Raw genomic sequence first — 17,320 nt, forward strand, 5'->3', positions numbered from 1 at the left:
ATGACGCCCCTCCTATTTTGATAAATGCTTTTTAATCGCCGGTATAATGTCGTTGCCAATTAACTCAATATTCTTCATAACATTTTCAAATGGCACACCGCCAAAATCAAGCTGTGCCATAAAACGTTGATGACCATACAACTCATGTTGATACAATATCTTTTCAATAATTTGTTGCGGGCTTCCAACCATTAGCGCTTCTCTATAATCTGGTGAATTAGCAAATTGCTGTTTCGGATAACCAACGCCACGAATAAATGACATCCCTGTATTCAAATGTGGATAAAATTCTCTCATAGCATCCTGAGTTGTTTCAGCTGTATAAAACAGACTCGCTGTACTTACTGGTAAAGACTTGGGCGAAGCATCGAAACCTGCTTCAGTTGCTGCTTGACGATAAGCATCTATAGAACCTTTAAAGTTCATTGCTGGGCCACCAAGGGTTGTAATCATCATTGGCACACCTTGTTTTCCCGCTTTGATAGCACTTGCAGGTGGACCACCAACAGCACGCCATATTGGCAATGTATTATCGATTGGTCTTGGGAATATTTTCATATTTCTAAGTTCTGGACGATATTTTCCAGACCAAGTAATACGTTCAGTTTTATTTAACTCTAAAAGTAAACCTAATTTTTCTTCAAACAATTCATCATAGTCTTTTAAATCATAGCCAAACAAATCAAAAATACCTGTTCTTGATGCTCTTCCAGCTACAATTTCGGCTCTACCATGAGAAATCAAATCTAATGTCGCGAAGTCTTCAAATACTCTTACAGGATCTGTTGCACTAATAATCGTTGAAGAACTTGAAACTTTAATATGCTTTGTCGCTTGGGCAATTGCACCTAACACAACCGTATGTGCCTGTGTTGTAAAATGCTCTTGATGACTTTCACCAACTGCAAAAACATCAATACCCGCTTCATCTGCTAATTTACTTGCTTCAATAATTTCATTAATACGTTGCTCATAACTAACTTTTTCACCTTTAAATGGATTCAATAAATGATCACCTAAGGAATACAAACCAAACTCAAGAGGCGTATTTTTATTCATTTCTAATTTTGCCATTAAACATTCTCCTTTATATTTCGTGTAACTTACTTTCAATTTGTTCACGTTCTGCTTCTAAAAAGTCAGGCAAGTTCAATTGACTTCCTAATTGTTCAACAGGTGTATCAATAGTAAATCCAGGCGCTTCAGTCGCAAATTCATACATAATTGAATTATGGCGATAGTATAATGATTTAAAGAAATAGCGATCAATTATACCTGAATTACTTTGTGGTTGTTGTTGTAATTTCTTGTAAATTGCATCTAAGTCACTCATTTGTGGTGTATTAACTGCAATATGATGGATATAACCTCGTCCAGGTCTTTCACGTTGTCCCTGTTGCTCAATAACTACAAAATCCGAATATAAACCTTGTGGTGCTAATGTCAGCACATCGAATGATTTATTATCTCTTTTGCGATAACCTAAGACATTTTCCAAAAATTCTACCGTACGCGCTGCATTTCTAACTCTTAATTCTACTGGCCCTATTCCTAAAATTTGATATGCTTGAGGTATTTCACTATAAGCGTTATGTTGCCATTGATGCGGTACTTCAAAACTATCATTAACAAGCAGTATGATTTCTAAGTCGTCTTCATCTTTAAAGACAACACCTTCTTGTCCAAGATAGTACAAATGTTCAGACTTAATACCATTATTCTCAAGACGTTTTTCAAAATAATGAAGTGCCGCTTGATTTGGTACTAATAATGAAAATCGATAAATCGTTTCAGTACCTGGCTGCTTATGACCCGCATTGGGAATTTCAAAAAAGCTTAAAATTGTTCCGGCTGTACCTACTTCGTCCCCATAAAACAAATGATACATTGAAGGATTGTCTTGATTAACCGACTTTTCAACCAATCGTAATCCAAGGACATTTGTGTAAAAATCCTTATTACGTCTTGCATCTTTTGTATACATGGATATGTGATGATGCCCTACTATATTCATACTATCCCTCCTATTAGTATAAATTTTATACCAACTTACATAAAAAAGATAGTTATATGCGATTTACCCCTTTTCTGCAAATAAAAATATGTTTGCACTCATTCGTAGATACACAGCTAGTATGTAAAACGCCATAATAATTGCATAATTATAAATTTATGTGTGGCAATTTATTTTTTCTAAACGTTTATAAAATACTTCAAAAACTAAATCTTCAAGATTTCACAAAAGTATATTGACAACGCTTTCATACATGTCTAATATAAGTTTATCGCACAAAATGCATATAAATACATATTAAGGAGGATTTTATGAATTTTCTTAAACCTGCAAAGCATATTAAGCCTTTGCCAGAAAATCAGATAGATGATACCTATAAACGATTACGTTTCCAAGTATTTCTTGGTATTTTCATCGGTTACGCTGGGTACTATTTATTACGCAAAAACTTTTCATTAGCGATGCCGGCATTGCAAGAGCAAGGTTTTACAAAAGCGGAACTAGGTTTTGCACTTTCTGCTGTTTCCATCGCATATGGATTTAGTAAGTTCTTTATGGGTACTGTAAGTGATCGGAGCAATGCTCGGATATTCTTAGTTCTTGGATTAGTACTCACTGCTATCGTCAATTTGTTAATGGGATTTGTACCGTTCTTTACATCAGGCATCGGTATTATGTTTGTCCTATTATTCTTAAATGGATGGTTTCAAGGTATGGGCTGGCCACCTTCAGGCCGTGTTCTCGTTCACTGGTTTAGTGTAAGTGAACGCGGAAGTAAGACTGCCCTTTGGAACGTTGCGCATAATGTTGGTGGAGGTATTATGGCACCTATTGCTGCTTGGGGTATTACAACAACAGCATTTATCAACTTTGGTTATTTAAAAGGTTTCGAAGGTGTATTCATTTACCCTGCACTCTTAGCACTTATTATTGCCGCAATTTCATACGTATTGATTAGAGACACACCTCAATCTCAAGGTTTACCTCCAATCGAAATTTATAAAAATGACTTTGCTACAAGCGATAAGAAAACATTAGAAACAGAATTAACTACAAAAGAAATTTTATTTAAATATGTACTGAACAATAAATGGGTATGGGCAATTGCCTTTGCAAATATATTTGTTTATTTCGTGCGTTATGGTGTACTTGATTGGGCGCCAGTCTACTTAAGTGAAGAAAAACATTTCGACTTAAAAGCATCAGGTTGGGCATACTTCTTATACGAATGGGCTGGAATTCCTGGTACATTATTATGTGGTTACATTTCTGATAAATTATTCAAAGGTCGTCGTGGACCTGCAGGTTTCTTCTTTATGTTAGGTGTCACAGTATTTGTATTAATTTATTGGTTAAATCCTCCAGGCAATGCTTGGTTAGACAATGTCTCATTAATTGCCATTGGTTTCTTAATATACGGACCAGTTATGTTAATTGGTTTACAAGCATTAGATTATGTACCTAAAAAAGCAGCTGGCACAGCAGCTGGATTAACAGGATTATTTGGTTATCTGTTTGGTGCTGTAATGGCCAACATCGTCTTAGGTGCTGTAGTTGATAAATTCGGATGGGATGTCGGTTTTATTTTATTAACAGCAATCAGTGTGTTTGCAATGTTGAGCTTTATCCTCACTTGGAATAAAGTAGGACAAGAAACCGTTCATCATTAAATGATAAAAAATAAAGTCATATGGTTATCTTATCGAAAGATGATATATTCATCTCTTATAAGTTCAACCATATGACTTTTTAATTAGTATTCAAAAAAATATTTACATTGCCAGTTTTGTGTTTGCTCTGCTCTTTTATTCAATTGATTACACCACTTAGGATAAACTCTAAAAGCCATCTTACCTTTATGTTCAAATGTAGTTAAGATACCTTTTTCTACCAATAATTCCCTAGGAAATAAAAAATAACCGCTTAATTCTTCATCAATAACTATAATCATTAAGTAATCTGCAAATGCCTCTTTTGAGTATGGTTGATTACAATTGTTCTCGTCTTTTGTCCAACATGTAACAAAATACCCTGCTTTAGTCGGTGTTTTCTTAGCTAACCTACTTTGATATGTTTCCTCTTTAAAGCTAAATGTTAATGCTTCGTAATCTTGATTATATTTTTCTTCAGTTAAATCTTTAACGTCTGATTCTTCACTAAAAATATATTTCAACAGTATTCTAGATTTATACATATGCCAATCTCACTTTATTTTTTCATAATCGTATCATATATTTATTTTTTATTTGAAAAATACACTTCCGACCGAAATATACTCAGCCAGAAGTGTACGAAATATTTAACCTTCTATTAATTCAGATGTATCAACTGTCAAACGATCACGTAATAAATAGACGATTAACATTGCTGCTAAAGCACAAAGTGACTCAGCAATTAATAATGACCAAATGACACCTGTTAGTCCAAACAAAGCATTCATAATAAATAGTACTGGAATGATAACCACACCTTGTAAAATGGCCATAATTGTAGCACCGCGACCTTGACCAGTTGCTTGAAGCATACCAGTAAACAAGAAACCTATACCATTTAATAACAATGATGTCATTGTTACTTTCAAAATAAATGTCGCCATCTCAACAATGGCTTGATCAGTAGTAAATAGTCCGACCATATGATGTCCAATTGTAAATACCGCAATCATACATAAAACAAAGATAACGCCGATAGACATGATAACTGCTTTGATAACGTCTTTCATACGCCCTTTATTTGACATAAAGTTATATGCAATTAATGGTACAACACCTTCACATAATCCCATGATAATAAGTTCTGGAAATTGCACAAGTCTAAATGAGATACCATAACTTGCAATCGCGAAGTTTCCATAATGTGCTAAAAATAAATTTAAAACTAATCCTGTGAATCCCATTAAGATACTCATTAAAAATGCAGGAATACCTATTTTAAAGATTTCAGAAAGCATTTCTTTATTAGGTTTCGCAAGTTTAATATTAACTGACACAACGTCACTATTTTTCATAAAATAAACGATAAAGAACAGAGCAGCAGCAACATTACTGATTGCAGTACCCAAAGCTGCACCAACAACGTTTAAATCAAAACCAAAAATTAAAATTGGATCTAAAATAATATTTAAGCCTACACTAGCTAACATACCAATCATAGAAATCATTGGTGCCCCAATTGCACGTGCAAATTGTTCTAATATGAAGAACAAAATTACAAAAGGTGCACTTAAAAACATTACTTTCAAATAATTACTTGTTAAAGCTAACGTTTCACCTCTCGCCCCTAAAATTGCTGCGATTTGATCACTGAATGGTAAAGCAACTAAAATTACGATAAGTCCTAGTGCAATACCACCATAAATAGAGAAACTACTTACAAATTTACTCTTACTATAGTCTTTCGCACCTAATAAACGTGAAATATAAGTTCCTGCACCAACGCCAAATAAATTACCCAACCCCATTAAGATAGCAAATACTGGCAGTGTTAGTGAGATAGCAGAAATCATGTGGCTATCTTCTAAAAATCCTATAAAGTAAATATTTAATATGCCATAAATAACACTTAATAAAGTCCCTATCATCATTGGCAATGAGAAATGCATCATCGCTTTAAATACTGGCGATTTCTCAAAATAATATAATTGTTCGTCTTTCATTATTCAATACTCCTTTTCTTTTTCAATAATTAGCTTACTAACAATTAGATATCTAACTATAATATTAAAGATAAAGTGACTGATTTCTACCAGTCACGCTTACCATTTATTGTAAACTAGATAACATTTTCGTTAAGTTTGCTTTCATTTGTTCATTTTCTTCTTCAGATAACTGCGATACGAGTGTTTGCTCCATTTCATCAAATATCGAAGTGAATGCTTCTACAAGTTTAATCCCAGAGGTAGTCAGTCCTATATTCTTTCTTCTCGTATCTTGTGCATCGACATAGCGATAAATCAACTTTTTACGTTCAAGGTTCCTTAATAAATTACTGACAGTTGGACCTGTTCGTTGTAATGCTTTAGCAATATCATTTTGTGTCAGTCCATCTTGTTGATGTGCATAAAGATAACCTAACGTATGACCTTGCTCATTTGTAATATCAAAGTGCTCTAACTTTTGATCAGCCTTTTGTTTCATCTCATGACTAATCATTCTAAATAAATACGAATAAGTGAATTCCATTTATTGCACCACCATTTCGTTAGATGTCTAACTAAATATACTGCGACATTTTTAAATTGTCAACATGAATATCTAATTTATTTTAAAAGTTCCTATAAAATCTTGCGCCATAAACATTTTGATATGCAATTTTTCGGATTAAAATATGAAAGAGATTGCATATCTACGCTTTTAAGAAATCGCTTACAATTACAAATAGGAGGATATTACGTTGTTAAGTTATAGACAAATCGAAATTTTGTATCTTTTAATTCATGAGCAAACGTTTATTCCAATCAATACCATTGCTAATCAACTTGGTGTATCACCTCGTACCATTCAATACGATATAGCATATATTGAGCAATATGCTGAAACTTATCATTACCAAGTCAGCCGTAATAAAGCTGCAGGCATCAAAGTAACAACAGCTAACACAACGATATTAAATGAATTAGAGCACAATCTAACGAATCAAATTCATTTTTCAAAAGATGAGCGACTCACACATATCGCTTTAAAGTTATTCGAAACAACTGATCCTGTTTCAACAAAGCAACTTGCACAAGATGTTAATGTTTCGCGTCGGACAATTGCAGATGATATTAAAATGATTCAAGCCCAACTAGATCAATACCATTTAAAGTTAAATTATGTCCACAATAAAGGATTCAATATTATTGGTGAGGAAGATCATTATCGTAAAGCGTATGCACACTTTATACATCAATATATGAAACAAGCTGCACCTTTTATAGAGGCTGATTTCTTTAATTCAGAATCAATCGCATTGGTTCGCCGTGCCATTATTAAGACATTAAATAGTGAAAATTATCATTTAGTTCAGTCGGCTATCGATGGCTTAATCTATCATATACTCATTGCCATTCAGCGTTTAAATGAAAATTTTTCGTTCGATATACCTATCAATGAAATTGATAAATGGCGACATACTAATCAGTATGCTATTGCTTCAAAAATGATAGAAAACTTAGAACGCAGTTGTAATGTCACATTTCCAGAGTCTGAAATTATCTTTATCACGTTACATTTACTAGGCTCTAAAATGACCGAACATACAGCATCTTCAATTACCTTTGAATACCATGATTTATCGCAAAATATACATGAATTGATCACTTGTGTTAGCCAAGAATTAGGCATTGATATGTCAAAAGACAACAAGTTGCATACCAGTCTGATCACACATATCAAACCAGCTATACATCGTATTAAATACGATATGCTACAACCTAATCCTTTGAGGCAAGAAGTTATGCGTCGCTATCCTCAAATCATTGAAGCCGTTAGCAAGCATATTAGCCCAATTGAACAAGATGCTGCTATTCGCTTCAACGAAGATGAATTAACATACATTACAATTCACTTCGCATCAAGTATAGAGCGTGTTGCAACAGATAAACAATCAATGATTAAGGTTGTCTTACTATGTGGTTCTGGTATAGGCACGTCGCAACTTTTAAAATCAAAACTAAATCATCTGTATCCTGAGTTTCACATTTGGGATGCCTATTCCATTTATCAATTGGAAGAAAGTCGATTATTGCAAGATAACATTGATTATGTCATTTCAACAGTACCTTGTGAAATCTCAGCTGTACCAGTTATTCATGTCGATCCATTTATCAATCAGCAATCTCGTCAAAAATTGAATCAAATTATCAATGACTCAAGAGAACAACGAGTCATGAAAATGGCAACTGATGGCAAGTCACTCGCAGATTTATTGCCTGAACATCGCATCATTATAAATAAACAACCATTATCGATTGAATCGGCAATTACAGTGGCTGTGCAACCTTTAATCAATGATGGCATTGTCAATTCAAATTATACAGCTGCAATTTTAAAACAATTAGAACAATTCGGGTCATATATGGTCATTAGTCCACATATTGCACTTATTCACGCTGGTACTGATTATGTACAGAATGGTGTAGGTTTCGCACTAACTTATTTCACTGAAGGGATTTTTTTTGGTAGTAAAGCTAACGATCCCGTTCACCTTGTCATTACATTAGCAACGGACCACCCCAATGCACATTTAAAGGCATTGGGACAGTTAAGCGAATGCTTAAGCAACGACTTATATCGACAAGATTTCTTAGATGGGAATATTTTTAAAATTAAACAACACATTGCTTTAACTATGACAAAGGAGGCTTAATAACGTGTCATTAGACATTTTGTCAACAACACGCATCATTGTAAAAGAACAAGTAAATGATTGGACTGAAGCTATAACTATAGCTTCTCAGCCATTACTACAAGAACAAATTATTGAACAAGGATATGTTCAAGCAATGATTGATAGCGTTAATGAACTTGGACCTTATATCGTTATCGCACCTGAAATTGCAATTGCACATGCAAGACCGAACAATGACGTACATCAAGTTGGTTTAAGTCTATTAAAGTTGAACCAACATGTGGCATTCTGTGATGAAGATCACTACGCATCACTCATTTTTGTATTGAGTGCCATCGACAATCATTCACACTTATCTGTATTACAAAATTTAGCAACCGTACTGGGCGATAACCAAACAGTCCAGCAGCTATTAACTGCAACAAACGCACAAGACATTAAAAATATTTTAAAGGAGCATGATTAATATGAAAATTTTAGTAGTATGTGGCCACGGTTTAGGAAGTAGTTTTATGGTAGAAATGAATGCACAAGAAGCGCTTAGGCAACTTAATGCACCATCTGATATCGAAGTTGAACATAGTGACATTATGACAGCAAGTCCAGAGATGGCTGACTTGTTTATTTGTGGTAGAGATTTAGCTGAAAATGCCGAACGTCTAGGGGATGTCTTAGTTCTTGATAATATTTTAGACAAAGCTGAATTACAACAAAAGCTCGCAGAAAAATTACAACAACTTAACATGATTTAAAGGAGGTACGACCTATGCAAGCAATCCTTAATTTTATAGTCGATATTTTAAGTCAACCAGCCATTCTTGTTGCACTGATTGCCTTTATAGGTTTAATCGTTCAGAAAAAACCTGCCGCAACAATCACTTCAGGAACCATTAAAACGATATTAGGCTTCTTAATTTTAAGTGCAGGTGCTGATGTCGTCGTTCGATCTCTTGAGCCATTCGGCAAAATATTCCAACACGCATTCGGTGTGCAAGGTATCGTACCTAACAACGAAGCTATCGTCTCACTAGCCTTAAAAGATTTTGGAACAACAGCCGCACTCATCATGGTCTGTGGCATGATTGTTAATATTTTAATTGCCCGCTTCACTAATTTAAAATATATCTTTTTAACAGGTCATCATACATTTTACATGGCTGCGTTTTTAGCAATCATTTTAACAGTCAGTCATATTAAAGGCTGGCTAACGATTGTTATCGGCGCACTCGTATTAGGATTAATCATGGCAGTCTTACCTGCATTACTCCAACCTACGATGCGAAAAATTACAGGGAATGATCAAGTAGCGTTAGGTCATTTTGGCTCAATCAGTTACTTTGCCGCAGGTGCTGTAGGTCAATTATTCAAAGGTAAGTCTAAATCAACGGAAGAGATTAAATTTCCAAAAGGATTAAGTTTCTTGCGAGAAAGTACAATTAGTATCTCGATTACGATGGCATTACTTTACTTCATCGCATGCTTATTTGCGGGCGTTAGTTATGTACACGAATCTATTAGTGATGGTCAAAACTTTATTGTCTTTTCATTAATTCAAGGTGTGACATTTGCTGCTGGTGTTTTTATTATTTTAACGGGCGTTCGCTTAATCTTAGCTGAAATCGTCCCAGCATTTAAAGGCATTTCTGAAAAGCTTGTACCAAATTCTAAACCTGCATTAGACTGCCCTATTGTGTTCCCTTATGCACAAAATGCAGTACTAATTGGATTCTTTGTCAGCTTTATTACAGGTGTCATCGGTATGTTTATCTTATTCTTATTTGGTGGCGTCGTCATTTTACCTGGCGTAGTTGCACACTTCTTCTTAGGTGCAACGGCTGCTGTATTCGGTAATGCAAGAGGCGGTATTAAAGGTGCTGTTGCTGGCGCCGCTCTAAATGGTATCCTAATAACGTTTTTACCATTATTATTCTTGCCATTTTTAGGCGAATTAGGTGGTGCTGCAACAACATTCTCAGATACAGACTTTTTAGCTGTCGGTATCGTGTTCGGTAACGCAGTAAAATATATGGGATTATTTGGTGCGATTCTATTTATTATTATCGTAGGTGCGACAGCAATTTTATTAAAAGGTCGTCAAAAGCCACAGCAATAGTGCTAACGTAAAAATATAAAACACCGTCACATATTGAGTGAATGCCCCTTTTATCAAGAGGAAAGCCACTTACTTATGGACGGTGTTTTTGTATTATATTAAATAATGTTTAACGAGGGTGCGACATTAACGCCTAAACAAAATTAACTTAAAACCATCTCAACCAATGATTCCACCGTAACATTACCAAAATAATAAACGATGTCTAATTGCTTTAACTGATGCGTTAAATCTTCTCTTGTCATTTTTGTTCCTTGTAATGCTTGTTCCACATCTTTTATATCACCTTGTCCAAAGAAATCACCAAAAATTCTACAATCTGCAATACGATTTTGTTCAACAGAAATGGTAATATCTACAGTACCTGATGATAATCTTTCACTTCGATTATATTCATATTTAGGTGACTTCCCATAATTCCAATCCCAATTTTTATACTTTTTACTCGCCAATTCTTCAATCGATTCCCAATCTGCATCAGATAATTCGTATCGTTTCGCCTCTTTAATGTCATCGATTCCCAAAATCTGCGTCACCATTAAATTTTTAAATTCTTCAATGGTTATATCCCGATACTTTTCATCCAGTGCTTCTCTAAGATGACCAACACGTGCACGCACAGATTTAATCCCTTTCGATGCAATCTTTTTGCGATTAGGCTTTAACACTTTATCCATCGCTTCATAATTAACATCAAGTAATAGCGAATAACCGCCATAAATACGATTGTTCATTAATGTCATTGCGGCGCCTGACACTTTTTTACCATTCAATGTTAAATCATTTCTACCGCTTTGTATCACATCTGTTGCACCTAATGTATGCAACGCCTTTATAGCTGGTTGATAAAATCGTTGAAAATCACCATAAATTGAAGTGTCTTGTTCTAAAATACAACACATATTAACGGCACCTTTATCAACATACACAGCGCCACCACCAGTATCTCGGCGAACTACTTGAATACTGTGTTTATCTATATAATCTTGATTCACTTCTATAGCAGTATTTTGAAAACGTCCAATTTCCACTTTTGGATCACAATAATAAGGGAATAAAATATCTTCATCTAAAAAGATATTCTGATTAACATAAACTTGCATGGCGAGTGCAATCGCACCATCAGTAATATATTCTCCATTTCTAATCGGTTCTATTAAGTACATCTTCTGTCTCTCCAATGTTGTTATTTTTCTTTGTGCTGTCGTTCCGGAGTGCTACTGTAATCAATGTTGAGATATCATCAGTCAAATGTATGGTACGTTCTTGAATTGAATTCGGAATGCGATATGCCTTTTTATTCATCGTCATATAAAGGGCATTTTCATTTTTACGTGTCATACGCTGAAAAGGATGCTTCACAAATTGTGGTGTAGTATAACCAATTCCAATTTCCAAATACAACACTTTATCATCTTGATGTTGCTCTAGAAAAGCATTATAACGTTGTAGTTGCGCATGAAATTCAGCATCTTCAACCATGCCAACTTCCGCTTTACGTTTATTCACTTCCATTGGGGCATCACATTTTGGACATCTTGGAATCATCTCCCAAGGTATAAGCATATCTTGTTGCGCAACAACCATTTTACGAATTAAATCATCATTACGATACGTTTGAGCATGACAATGCTGACTACACTGTTGCAGTATATACTCCCCTTGTATATGAAATACATGAGTCATATCGTATTCAGCAGCATCGAAAGCATTGTCTGCATTCGTAGTTATGATATGGTACTTTTTACCTTCCACTAAGGATTTTAATGCGAGATAAGACTGACCTACAGGTTGATCTAAATAGTTTAATGTAATAAAACGACTCTCAAATGCCCAATACTCTTGCCAACTGCCATAAGGATGTAAACTCGCTTGCAACATATCAAAGAAGCGATATTTTTCAATAAAATCTGGGAAATTTTCCGTAAAACGCTCTCCTACATATGTAAATCCATCAGATGCTGACATGCCTGCACCAATTCCAATCACTATCGCATCTGCTTCATCAATCGCAGTACGCAATACTTCAGCCTGCTTTGTCTTGTCATCCATTAAAAGAGACATTGCATTCCATTTACTACTCTGCATCACGGTTCAATGCCTCCTTATACAGTTGTAAATCCTTATCTGTAAATACATTGAACACGACTTTCAATGTTGAATTTGTTTCTTTGAGATAGCTTTCTACTGTTCGAATAGCAATTTCTGCTGCTTCATCTTGAGGAAAAGCAAATACACCTGTAGATATACAGCAAAAAGCGACATGATTTAAACTATATTGATCAGCCAATTTAAGACAGCTCAAATAGCATTTAGCTAACAAGTCCTGATTCATTTTCGAAACAGGCAATCGACGTATTTGCGGACCAACCGTATGAATTATATGCTTTGCTGGCAAATTATATCCACGTGTTATTTTGGCTTTACCTACACCTTCATTGCGCCCTTGTTGTCGAATGATCTCTGCACAATCAAGTCGAACTTGAACACCCGCTTTTGTATGAATAATATTATCAATGCAGTCATGATTAGCTTGCATACATCCTAGAAAGCGACTATTCGCAGCATTAACAATAGCATCGATTTTTAACGTCGTGATATCACCTTGCCAAACAAAGATATTGTCACCTTTAATCGGCTTCAAATCCTTCAAATCCGTAACATGTTGACGATTCAAATCACTTAACATAGCATCTTGTACAGCTAAATATTCATCACTTACAGGTAATGCCGGTCTGACATTTGCCAAACCTCGATATAATTCCCACAAATCTTCAAATGAAGATGGCATTACCAATACGTCATTGTCATTTCTCTCTCGACGCATATCATTGATTAAATATTCAAGTCTCGCTTTATTTGATTTTAACGTTTCCATTTAAGCCTCCGGTAATGCTAGGAATGCTTCTTTATCGACATCATCTAATTTGAACAACCAATTTTCTTCTGGTTTTTCAGAATTTAAAATTGTCGGTTCTTCTTCCGCTTTTGTATTTCGCTCAATAATCGTTCCTGACAATGGCGTTTGCACATCAATGACCGTTTTCGATGCTTCGATACTCACAATTTCATCATCCACTTTAACTTCATCTGGACTTACGAATTCAACATAACCTACTGTCCCAATATCATCTTGCAATTCAGGTGTCATACTAAACACATACAAATCTCCTACTTTTTCTACCCATAAATAATTGGCTAACTTTTTCATCTTATCTTCATCCTTTCTCTTCTATTTAAAATGCTACAAATAGATTTCTGCGAGTAATTTTAATGTTTTACAACGCTGTTCAATGCCTGGAATAAGTGGTGCTACTAACACCTCATCAACTTCAAACGTAGCAATGAAATCATCTAATTGTGCTTTAACCTGTTCTTGTGTACCTGCAATGATGCGTGCTTGATGTGCTTGAATCACCTCTTTGTCTCGATCATTAAGCTTATACTTTTGCGCTGTGTCTACCGATGGAAAATGTTCAAATTCAGCAAATTGTAATTTACCTAATAACCAAACATCTAAGGCATGTTGTAATGCTGCTACTTCCGCTTCGTTATCAGCTACAATGACAAATACAGATGCCATCACCTTTGCGTCCATTTTAATCGTTGATGCTTGGAAATGTTTTTTGTAAATATCAATGTTATCCTTCGCTGCATGTATCGCATTTATATCTGGTAGCAAAAATGTTCCAACAGAAAGCCCTATACCTAGTTCGGCAGCTATTTTGGCAGATGTTGCGCTACTACTTAATAACCACATTTCTGGAAAATGATCAATGTGTGGTTGGACACCTAACGTATGCGCACTTGGTTTATCCTTTATTGTAAGATAATCACGTAATAACGAAATCGATTCATCGTAACTATCATATGTAGGATTTATTCCATCTAAAGCTTGCTTTACCATAGTAGTACCCGGATTATTACCAATACCTAAATCAATACGATTTGGATATAACGCTGCCATCATTCTAAAATGCTCAGCAATTTTATAAGGTCGATAGTGCGGCAGCATCACACCACCAGAACCAACTCGTATGTGATTTGTCTGCGCCAATGTATGCATCATCAAAAGTTCTGGACTACTACACGCAAACGCTGGTACATTATGATGTTCCGTAAACCAAATTCGCTTAAAGCCAAGTCGATCTGCTAATTTTGCAAGTGTCACTGAATCCTGCAACGCCTTTTGTGCATCCTTACCTTCATCTATTAAGGCATAGTCTAATACGCTTAATTTAACCAATCCGTCATCTCCAAACTTATCCTGTCATGTCAAACCGACATAACATTTTAACGTTCTTAATACCATTCCCTCTTCATATACCCACGTATATGATAACGTTTTTCAATTAACTTTTATATCTTTTCGCTTGTATTTTTCTTTTTCATATTCATATTTTCAGACCTACAAATGACATTCATTAGTTCAATTTTAATTTTAAAAATGCTTTCCATGTACCAATTCTATTCTATCAAGACTGTTCATCATTGATTATTCACTCTTTCCATGGTACTTTGAAAACAATATTGAATAGAAAAGGAATCATAGTATGTACCGATACAAACCACTTTTACAATCAATCCACTTACCTAATGGCATCAAAATTTCGAATCGTTTTGTATTATCACCAATGACCGTAAACGCATCAACAAAAGAAGGCTATATTACTAAAGCAGACTTGGCTTATGCTGCACGTCGCTCTAATTCAGCTGGTATGCAAGTCACCGGCGCTGCTTACATTGAGCCTTATGGTCAATTGTTTGAATACGGCTTTAATATTGATCATGATGCTTGTATCCCTGGATTAACTAACATGGCATCTACGATGAAACAACATGGTAGCCTCGCTATTATTCAGCTAGCGCATGCTGGTCGTTTTTCAAATCAAGCAATTTTAAATTTTGGAAAGGTGTATGGACCAAGCCCTATGACGTTGCATTCACCGATTGAACACGATGTTATCGCCATGTCTCATGAGAAAATCAATAGCATCATTCAGCAGTATCGCGATGCTACATTACGCGCGATTAAAGCAGGTTTTGATGGTGTGGAAATTTCGATTGCACAACGTTTGCTGATTCAAACATTTTTCTCAACTTTTTCGAATAAACGTACAGACCTTTACGGTGCCGACTCATTAAAAAATCGTGCAAGATTATGTTTAGAAGTTATGCGTGCGGTACAAGAAGTGATTGATAAAGAAGGACCTGACAATTTTATTTTAGGATTTCGAGCAACGCCAGAAGAAACCAGAGGTAGTGATTTAGGATATACCATTGACGAGTTCAATCAATTAATCGATTGGGTCATGGACGTTTCAAACATCCAATATTTAGCAATCGCTAGCTGGGGTCGACATATTTATCAAAATACGTCTCGTACACCAGGTGAACATTTCGGTCGACCAGTTAACCAAATTGTCTATGAACATTTAGCTGGTCGCATCCCTTTAATTGCAAGTGGCGGGATTAATTCTCCAGAGTCTGCTTTAGATGCTTTACAACATGCAGATATGGTCGGCATGTCTTCGCCTTTTGTCACAGAACCTGACTTTGTGCATAAACTTGCTGAACAGCGACCACATGATATTGACCTTGAATTTTCTATGGCAGATTTAGAAAATTTAGCCATTCCGCGTGCCGCTTTTAAAGATATTGTTAAAATGATGGATTATGGGGAAGGTCTAAAGAAGCATACCCGTGACGCTTTACGTCAATTAGAACAGAATTATCATGACACATCATCAAAAGATAATTTTTCATAGAAATTTAAGACAATGTTATAATGACATCAATTTCAAAAATAAGGAGTCTGTATAGTCGTGACTGAAATTAAAGATAAAGTAATTACTAAAGATGCATTTGAATTACCCTACACAATTATTAAAGCGAAGCATCAACCAACAAAAGGTGCCATTGTCTACATTCATGGTGGCGGTTTAATGTTTGGAAAAGCCAATGATTTATCGCCACAGTATATCGATATCCTTACGGAACATTACGATTTAATTCAACTAAGTTATCGTTTATTACCAGAAGTAAGTCTCGATTGCATTATTGAGGATGTCTACGCATCATTCGATGCGATTCAATCACAATATTCTAATTGCCCTATTTTTACCTTTGGCAGATCATCAGGTGCATATTTAAGTCTATTAATTGCACGAGACAGAGATATTGATGGTGTTATTGATTTTTATGGTTATAGTGGCATCAATACTGAACCGTTTAAAATGGCAAATAGCTATTACGCTAAAATAGCTCAAAGTGTGAATGAAACAGTACTTGCTCAACTTACTTCACCAACACCGATTATTCAAGATCAAATCGCCCAACGTTTTTTAATCTACGGTTATGCACGTGGTACAGGTGAATGGATCAATATGATTAACATTGCTGATTATACTGATTCAAAATACAACATCTCACCAAATGAACTTAAAACACTTCCCCCAGTGTTCATTGCGCATTGTAATGGCGATTATGATGTCCCTGTTGAAGAAAGCGAACACATCCACAATCATGTGCCACACTCAACATTTGAACGCGTGATTAAAAACGAGCATGATTTTGATCGTAGACCTAATGACGAAGCAATCACTATTTATCGTAAAGTTGTTGATTTCTTAAACGCTATAACAATGGCGTAATATACCATTATTTTTAAAAATCCAATTTATCATCATGATAAACAGTTATTCAATCAACCATATTATTCATACAATTTATTAAGCTCATAAACAGATACGCCTGTCCCTTTAGTTTTCGCTAATGAGACAGGCGCTTTATTTCACTTTACTATTTTTAAATTCAACACTGTGATGCTACTTATATCTGCTGTGCCATGTTAGTAGCACGAA

Annotated in this window: 18 protein-coding genes; 7 read left to right on the forward strand and 11 right to left on the reverse strand. The window is 35.2% G+C overall.

Features of this window, described 5'->3' with window-relative positions; all coding sequences use genetic code 11:
* Positions 1–12: 12 nt before the first annotated feature.
* Together IDG45_RS02485 and IDG45_RS02490 are read right to left on the reverse strand one after the other, a co-directional pair.
* Positions 13–1,074 (reverse strand): LLM class flavin-dependent oxidoreductase, encoded by a 1,062-nt coding sequence (locus IDG45_RS02485; protein ID WP_001086105.1) that lies wholly within the window; start codon positions 1,072–1,074, stop codon positions 13–15.
* A 13-nt stretch (positions 1,075–1,087) separates the two neighbouring features.
* Positions 1,088–2,014 (reverse strand): VOC family protein, encoded by a 927-nt coding sequence (locus tag IDG45_RS02490; RefSeq protein ID WP_001028228.1) that lies wholly within the window; start codon positions 2,012–2,014, stop codon positions 1,088–1,090.
* Positions 2,015–2,325: 311 nt separating this feature from the next.
* Here IDG45_RS02490 and glpT point away from each other — a divergent pair, with 311 nt between their 5' ends.
* Entirely contained in the window at positions 2,326–3,684 is a 1,359-nt protein-coding gene (glpT, locus tag IDG45_RS02495) for a glycerol-3-phosphate transporter (protein ID WP_001010108.1), read from the forward strand.
* Between the two features lie 83 nt (positions 3,685–3,767).
* Here the strand turns inward: glpT and IDG45_RS02500 are convergent, their stop codons facing one another.
* The 3 genes from IDG45_RS02500 to mepR all read right to left on the reverse strand — a co-directional run bounded on the left by IDG45_RS02500 (position 3,768) and on the right by mepR (position 6,195).
* Complete coding sequence (locus tag IDG45_RS02500; RefSeq protein ID WP_000278338.1) at positions 3,768–4,208, reverse strand: MepB family protein; 441 nt, start codon at positions 4,206–4,208, stop codon at positions 3,768–3,770.
* 105 nt (positions 4,209–4,313) lie between these two features.
* Positions 4,314–5,669: a multidrug efflux MATE transporter MepA gene (gene mepA / locus IDG45_RS02505; protein ID WP_000651044.1), complete on the reverse strand. Its 1,356-nt coding sequence runs from the start codon at positions 5,667–5,669 to the stop codon at positions 4,314–4,316.
* A gap of 106 nt (positions 5,670–5,775) precedes the next feature.
* Entirely contained in the window at positions 5,776–6,195 is a 420-nt protein-coding gene (gene mepR, locus IDG45_RS02510) for a multidrug efflux transporter transcriptional repressor MepR (RefSeq protein WP_000397411.1), read from the reverse strand.
* Positions 6,196–6,406: 211 nt separating this feature from the next.
* Between mepR and IDG45_RS02515 the strand changes: the two genes are divergently transcribed.
* From IDG45_RS02515 to ulaA, 4 genes are read left to right on the forward strand one after another with little or no spacing between them, the layout of a single operon-like run.
* Positions 6,407–8,362, forward strand: a complete 1,956-nt coding sequence (locus tag IDG45_RS02515; protein ID WP_000954274.1) for a BglG family transcription antiterminator — start codon at positions 6,407–6,409, stop codon at positions 8,360–8,362.
* Between the two features lie 4 nt (positions 8,363–8,366).
* Positions 8,367–8,810: a PTS sugar transporter subunit IIA gene (locus IDG45_RS02520; protein WP_000050762.1), complete on the forward strand. Its 444-nt coding sequence runs from the start codon at positions 8,367–8,369 to the stop codon at positions 8,808–8,810.
* Position 8,811: 1 nt separating this feature from the next.
* On the forward strand, positions 8,812–9,096 hold the full coding sequence (locus tag IDG45_RS02525; protein WP_000699537.1) for a PTS sugar transporter subunit IIB: 285 nt from the start codon (positions 8,812–8,814) through the stop codon (positions 9,094–9,096).
* Between the two features lie 14 nt (positions 9,097–9,110).
* Entirely contained in the window at positions 9,111–10,457 is a 1,347-nt protein-coding gene (gene ulaA / locus IDG45_RS02530) for a PTS ascorbate transporter subunit IIC (RefSeq protein ID WP_001147973.1), read from the forward strand.
* A gap of 143 nt (positions 10,458–10,600) precedes the next feature.
* On the opposite strand, the gene lplA is transcribed toward ulaA, so the two are convergent.
* The 6 genes from lplA to IDG45_RS02560 all read right to left on the reverse strand — a co-directional run bounded on the left by lplA (position 10,601) and on the right by IDG45_RS02560 (position 14,915).
* Positions 10,601–11,623: a lipoate--protein ligase gene (gene lplA / locus IDG45_RS02535; protein WP_000280817.1), complete on the reverse strand. Its 1,023-nt coding sequence runs from the start codon at positions 11,621–11,623 to the stop codon at positions 10,601–10,603.
* Positions 11,601–12,545 (reverse strand): SIR2 family NAD-dependent protein deacylase, encoded by a 945-nt coding sequence (locus IDG45_RS02540; RefSeq protein ID WP_042907824.1) that lies wholly within the window; start codon positions 12,543–12,545, stop codon positions 11,601–11,603. Before IDG45_RS02540 ends, lplA begins: the two co-directional genes overlap by 23 nt.
* Positions 12,535–13,335: a protein-ADP-ribose hydrolase gene (locus IDG45_RS02545; RefSeq protein WP_000449072.1), complete on the reverse strand. Its 801-nt coding sequence runs from the start codon at positions 13,333–13,335 to the stop codon at positions 12,535–12,537. The genes IDG45_RS02540 and IDG45_RS02545 overlap by 11 nt, the downstream gene beginning before the upstream one ends.
* Positions 13,336–13,668, reverse strand: a complete 333-nt coding sequence (locus tag IDG45_RS02550) for a glycine cleavage system H family protein (RefSeq protein ID WP_000731878.1) — start codon at positions 13,666–13,668, stop codon at positions 13,336–13,338.
* A gap of 33 nt (positions 13,669–13,701) precedes the next feature.
* Positions 13,702–14,703 carry an LLM class flavin-dependent oxidoreductase gene (locus IDG45_RS02555; protein ID WP_000240064.1) on the reverse strand — a complete coding sequence of 334 codons (1,002 nt, stop codon included), beginning with the start codon at positions 14,701–14,703 and terminating at the stop codon, positions 13,702–13,704.
* Between the two features lie 113 nt (positions 14,704–14,816).
* Positions 14,817–14,915, reverse strand: a complete 99-nt coding sequence (locus tag IDG45_RS02560) for a hypothetical protein (RefSeq protein WP_001803958.1) — start codon at positions 14,913–14,915, stop codon at positions 14,817–14,819.
* Between the two features lie 95 nt (positions 14,916–15,010).
* Between IDG45_RS02560 and IDG45_RS02565 the strand changes: the two genes are divergently transcribed.
* Together IDG45_RS02565 and IDG45_RS02570 are read left to right on the forward strand one after the other, a co-directional pair.
* The gene (locus IDG45_RS02565; protein ID WP_000286474.1) at positions 15,011–16,225 is read left to right on the forward strand and encodes an NADH-dependent flavin oxidoreductase; all 1,215 of its coding nucleotides are present in this window, start codon (positions 15,011–15,013) and stop codon (positions 16,223–16,225) included.
* A gap of 57 nt (positions 16,226–16,282) precedes the next feature.
* Entirely contained in the window at positions 16,283–17,110 is an 828-nt protein-coding gene (locus tag IDG45_RS02570; RefSeq protein WP_000136025.1) for an alpha/beta hydrolase, read from the forward strand.
* The last annotated feature ends 210 nt before the right edge of the window (positions 17,111–17,320 follow it).

Origin of the sequence: Staphylococcus sp. EG-SA-10 (genome assembly GCF_017151945.1) — a bacterium.
In the GTDB taxonomy this organism is placed as follows: Bacteria; Bacillota; Bacilli; order Staphylococcales; family Staphylococcaceae; genus Staphylococcus; species Staphylococcus aureus.

Coding starts and splice junctions, on each gene's coding strand:
- IDG45_RS02485 (WP_001086105.1), bottom strand. CDS start 1,074: ATGGCAAAATTAGAAATGAATAAAAATACGCCTCTTGAGTTTGGTTTG.
- IDG45_RS02490 (WP_001028228.1), bottom strand. CDS start 2,014: ATGAATATAGTAGGGCATCATCACATATCCATGTATACAAAAGATGCA.
- glpT (WP_001010108.1), top strand. CDS start 2,326: ATGAATTTTCTTAAACCTGCAAAGCATATTAAGCCTTTGCCAGAAAAT.
- IDG45_RS02500 (WP_000278338.1), bottom strand. CDS start 4,208: ATGTATAAATCTAGAATACTGTTGAAATATATTTTTAGTGAAGAATCA.
- mepA (WP_000651044.1), bottom strand. CDS start 5,669: ATGAAAGACGAACAATTATATTATTTTGAGAAATCGCCAGTATTTAAA.
- mepR (WP_000397411.1), bottom strand. CDS start 6,195: ATGGAATTCACTTATTCGTATTTATTTAGAATGATTAGTCATGAGATG.
- IDG45_RS02525 (WP_000699537.1), top strand. CDS start 8,812: ATGAAAATTTTAGTAGTATGTGGCCACGGTTTAGGAAGTAGTTTTATG.
- ulaA (WP_001147973.1), top strand. CDS start 9,111: ATGCAAGCAATCCTTAATTTTATAGTCGATATTTTAAGTCAACCAGCC.
- lplA (WP_000280817.1), bottom strand. CDS start 11,623: ATGTACTTAATAGAACCGATTAGAAATGGAGAATATATTACTGATGGT.
- IDG45_RS02540 (WP_042907824.1), bottom strand. CDS start 12,545: ATGCAGAGTAGTAAATGGAATGCAATGTCTCTTTTAATGGATGACAAG.
- IDG45_RS02545 (WP_000449072.1), bottom strand. CDS start 13,335: ATGGAAACGTTAAAATCAAATAAAGCGAGACTTGAATATTTAATCAAT.
- IDG45_RS02550 (WP_000731878.1), bottom strand. CDS start 13,668: ATGAAAAAGTTAGCCAATTATTTATGGGTAGAAAAAGTAGGAGATTTG.
- IDG45_RS02560 (WP_001803958.1), bottom strand. CDS start 14,915: ATGGAAAGCATTTTTAAAATTAAAATTGAACTAATGAATGTCATTTGT.
- IDG45_RS02565 (WP_000286474.1), top strand. CDS start 15,011: ATGTACCGATACAAACCACTTTTACAATCAATCCACTTACCTAATGGC.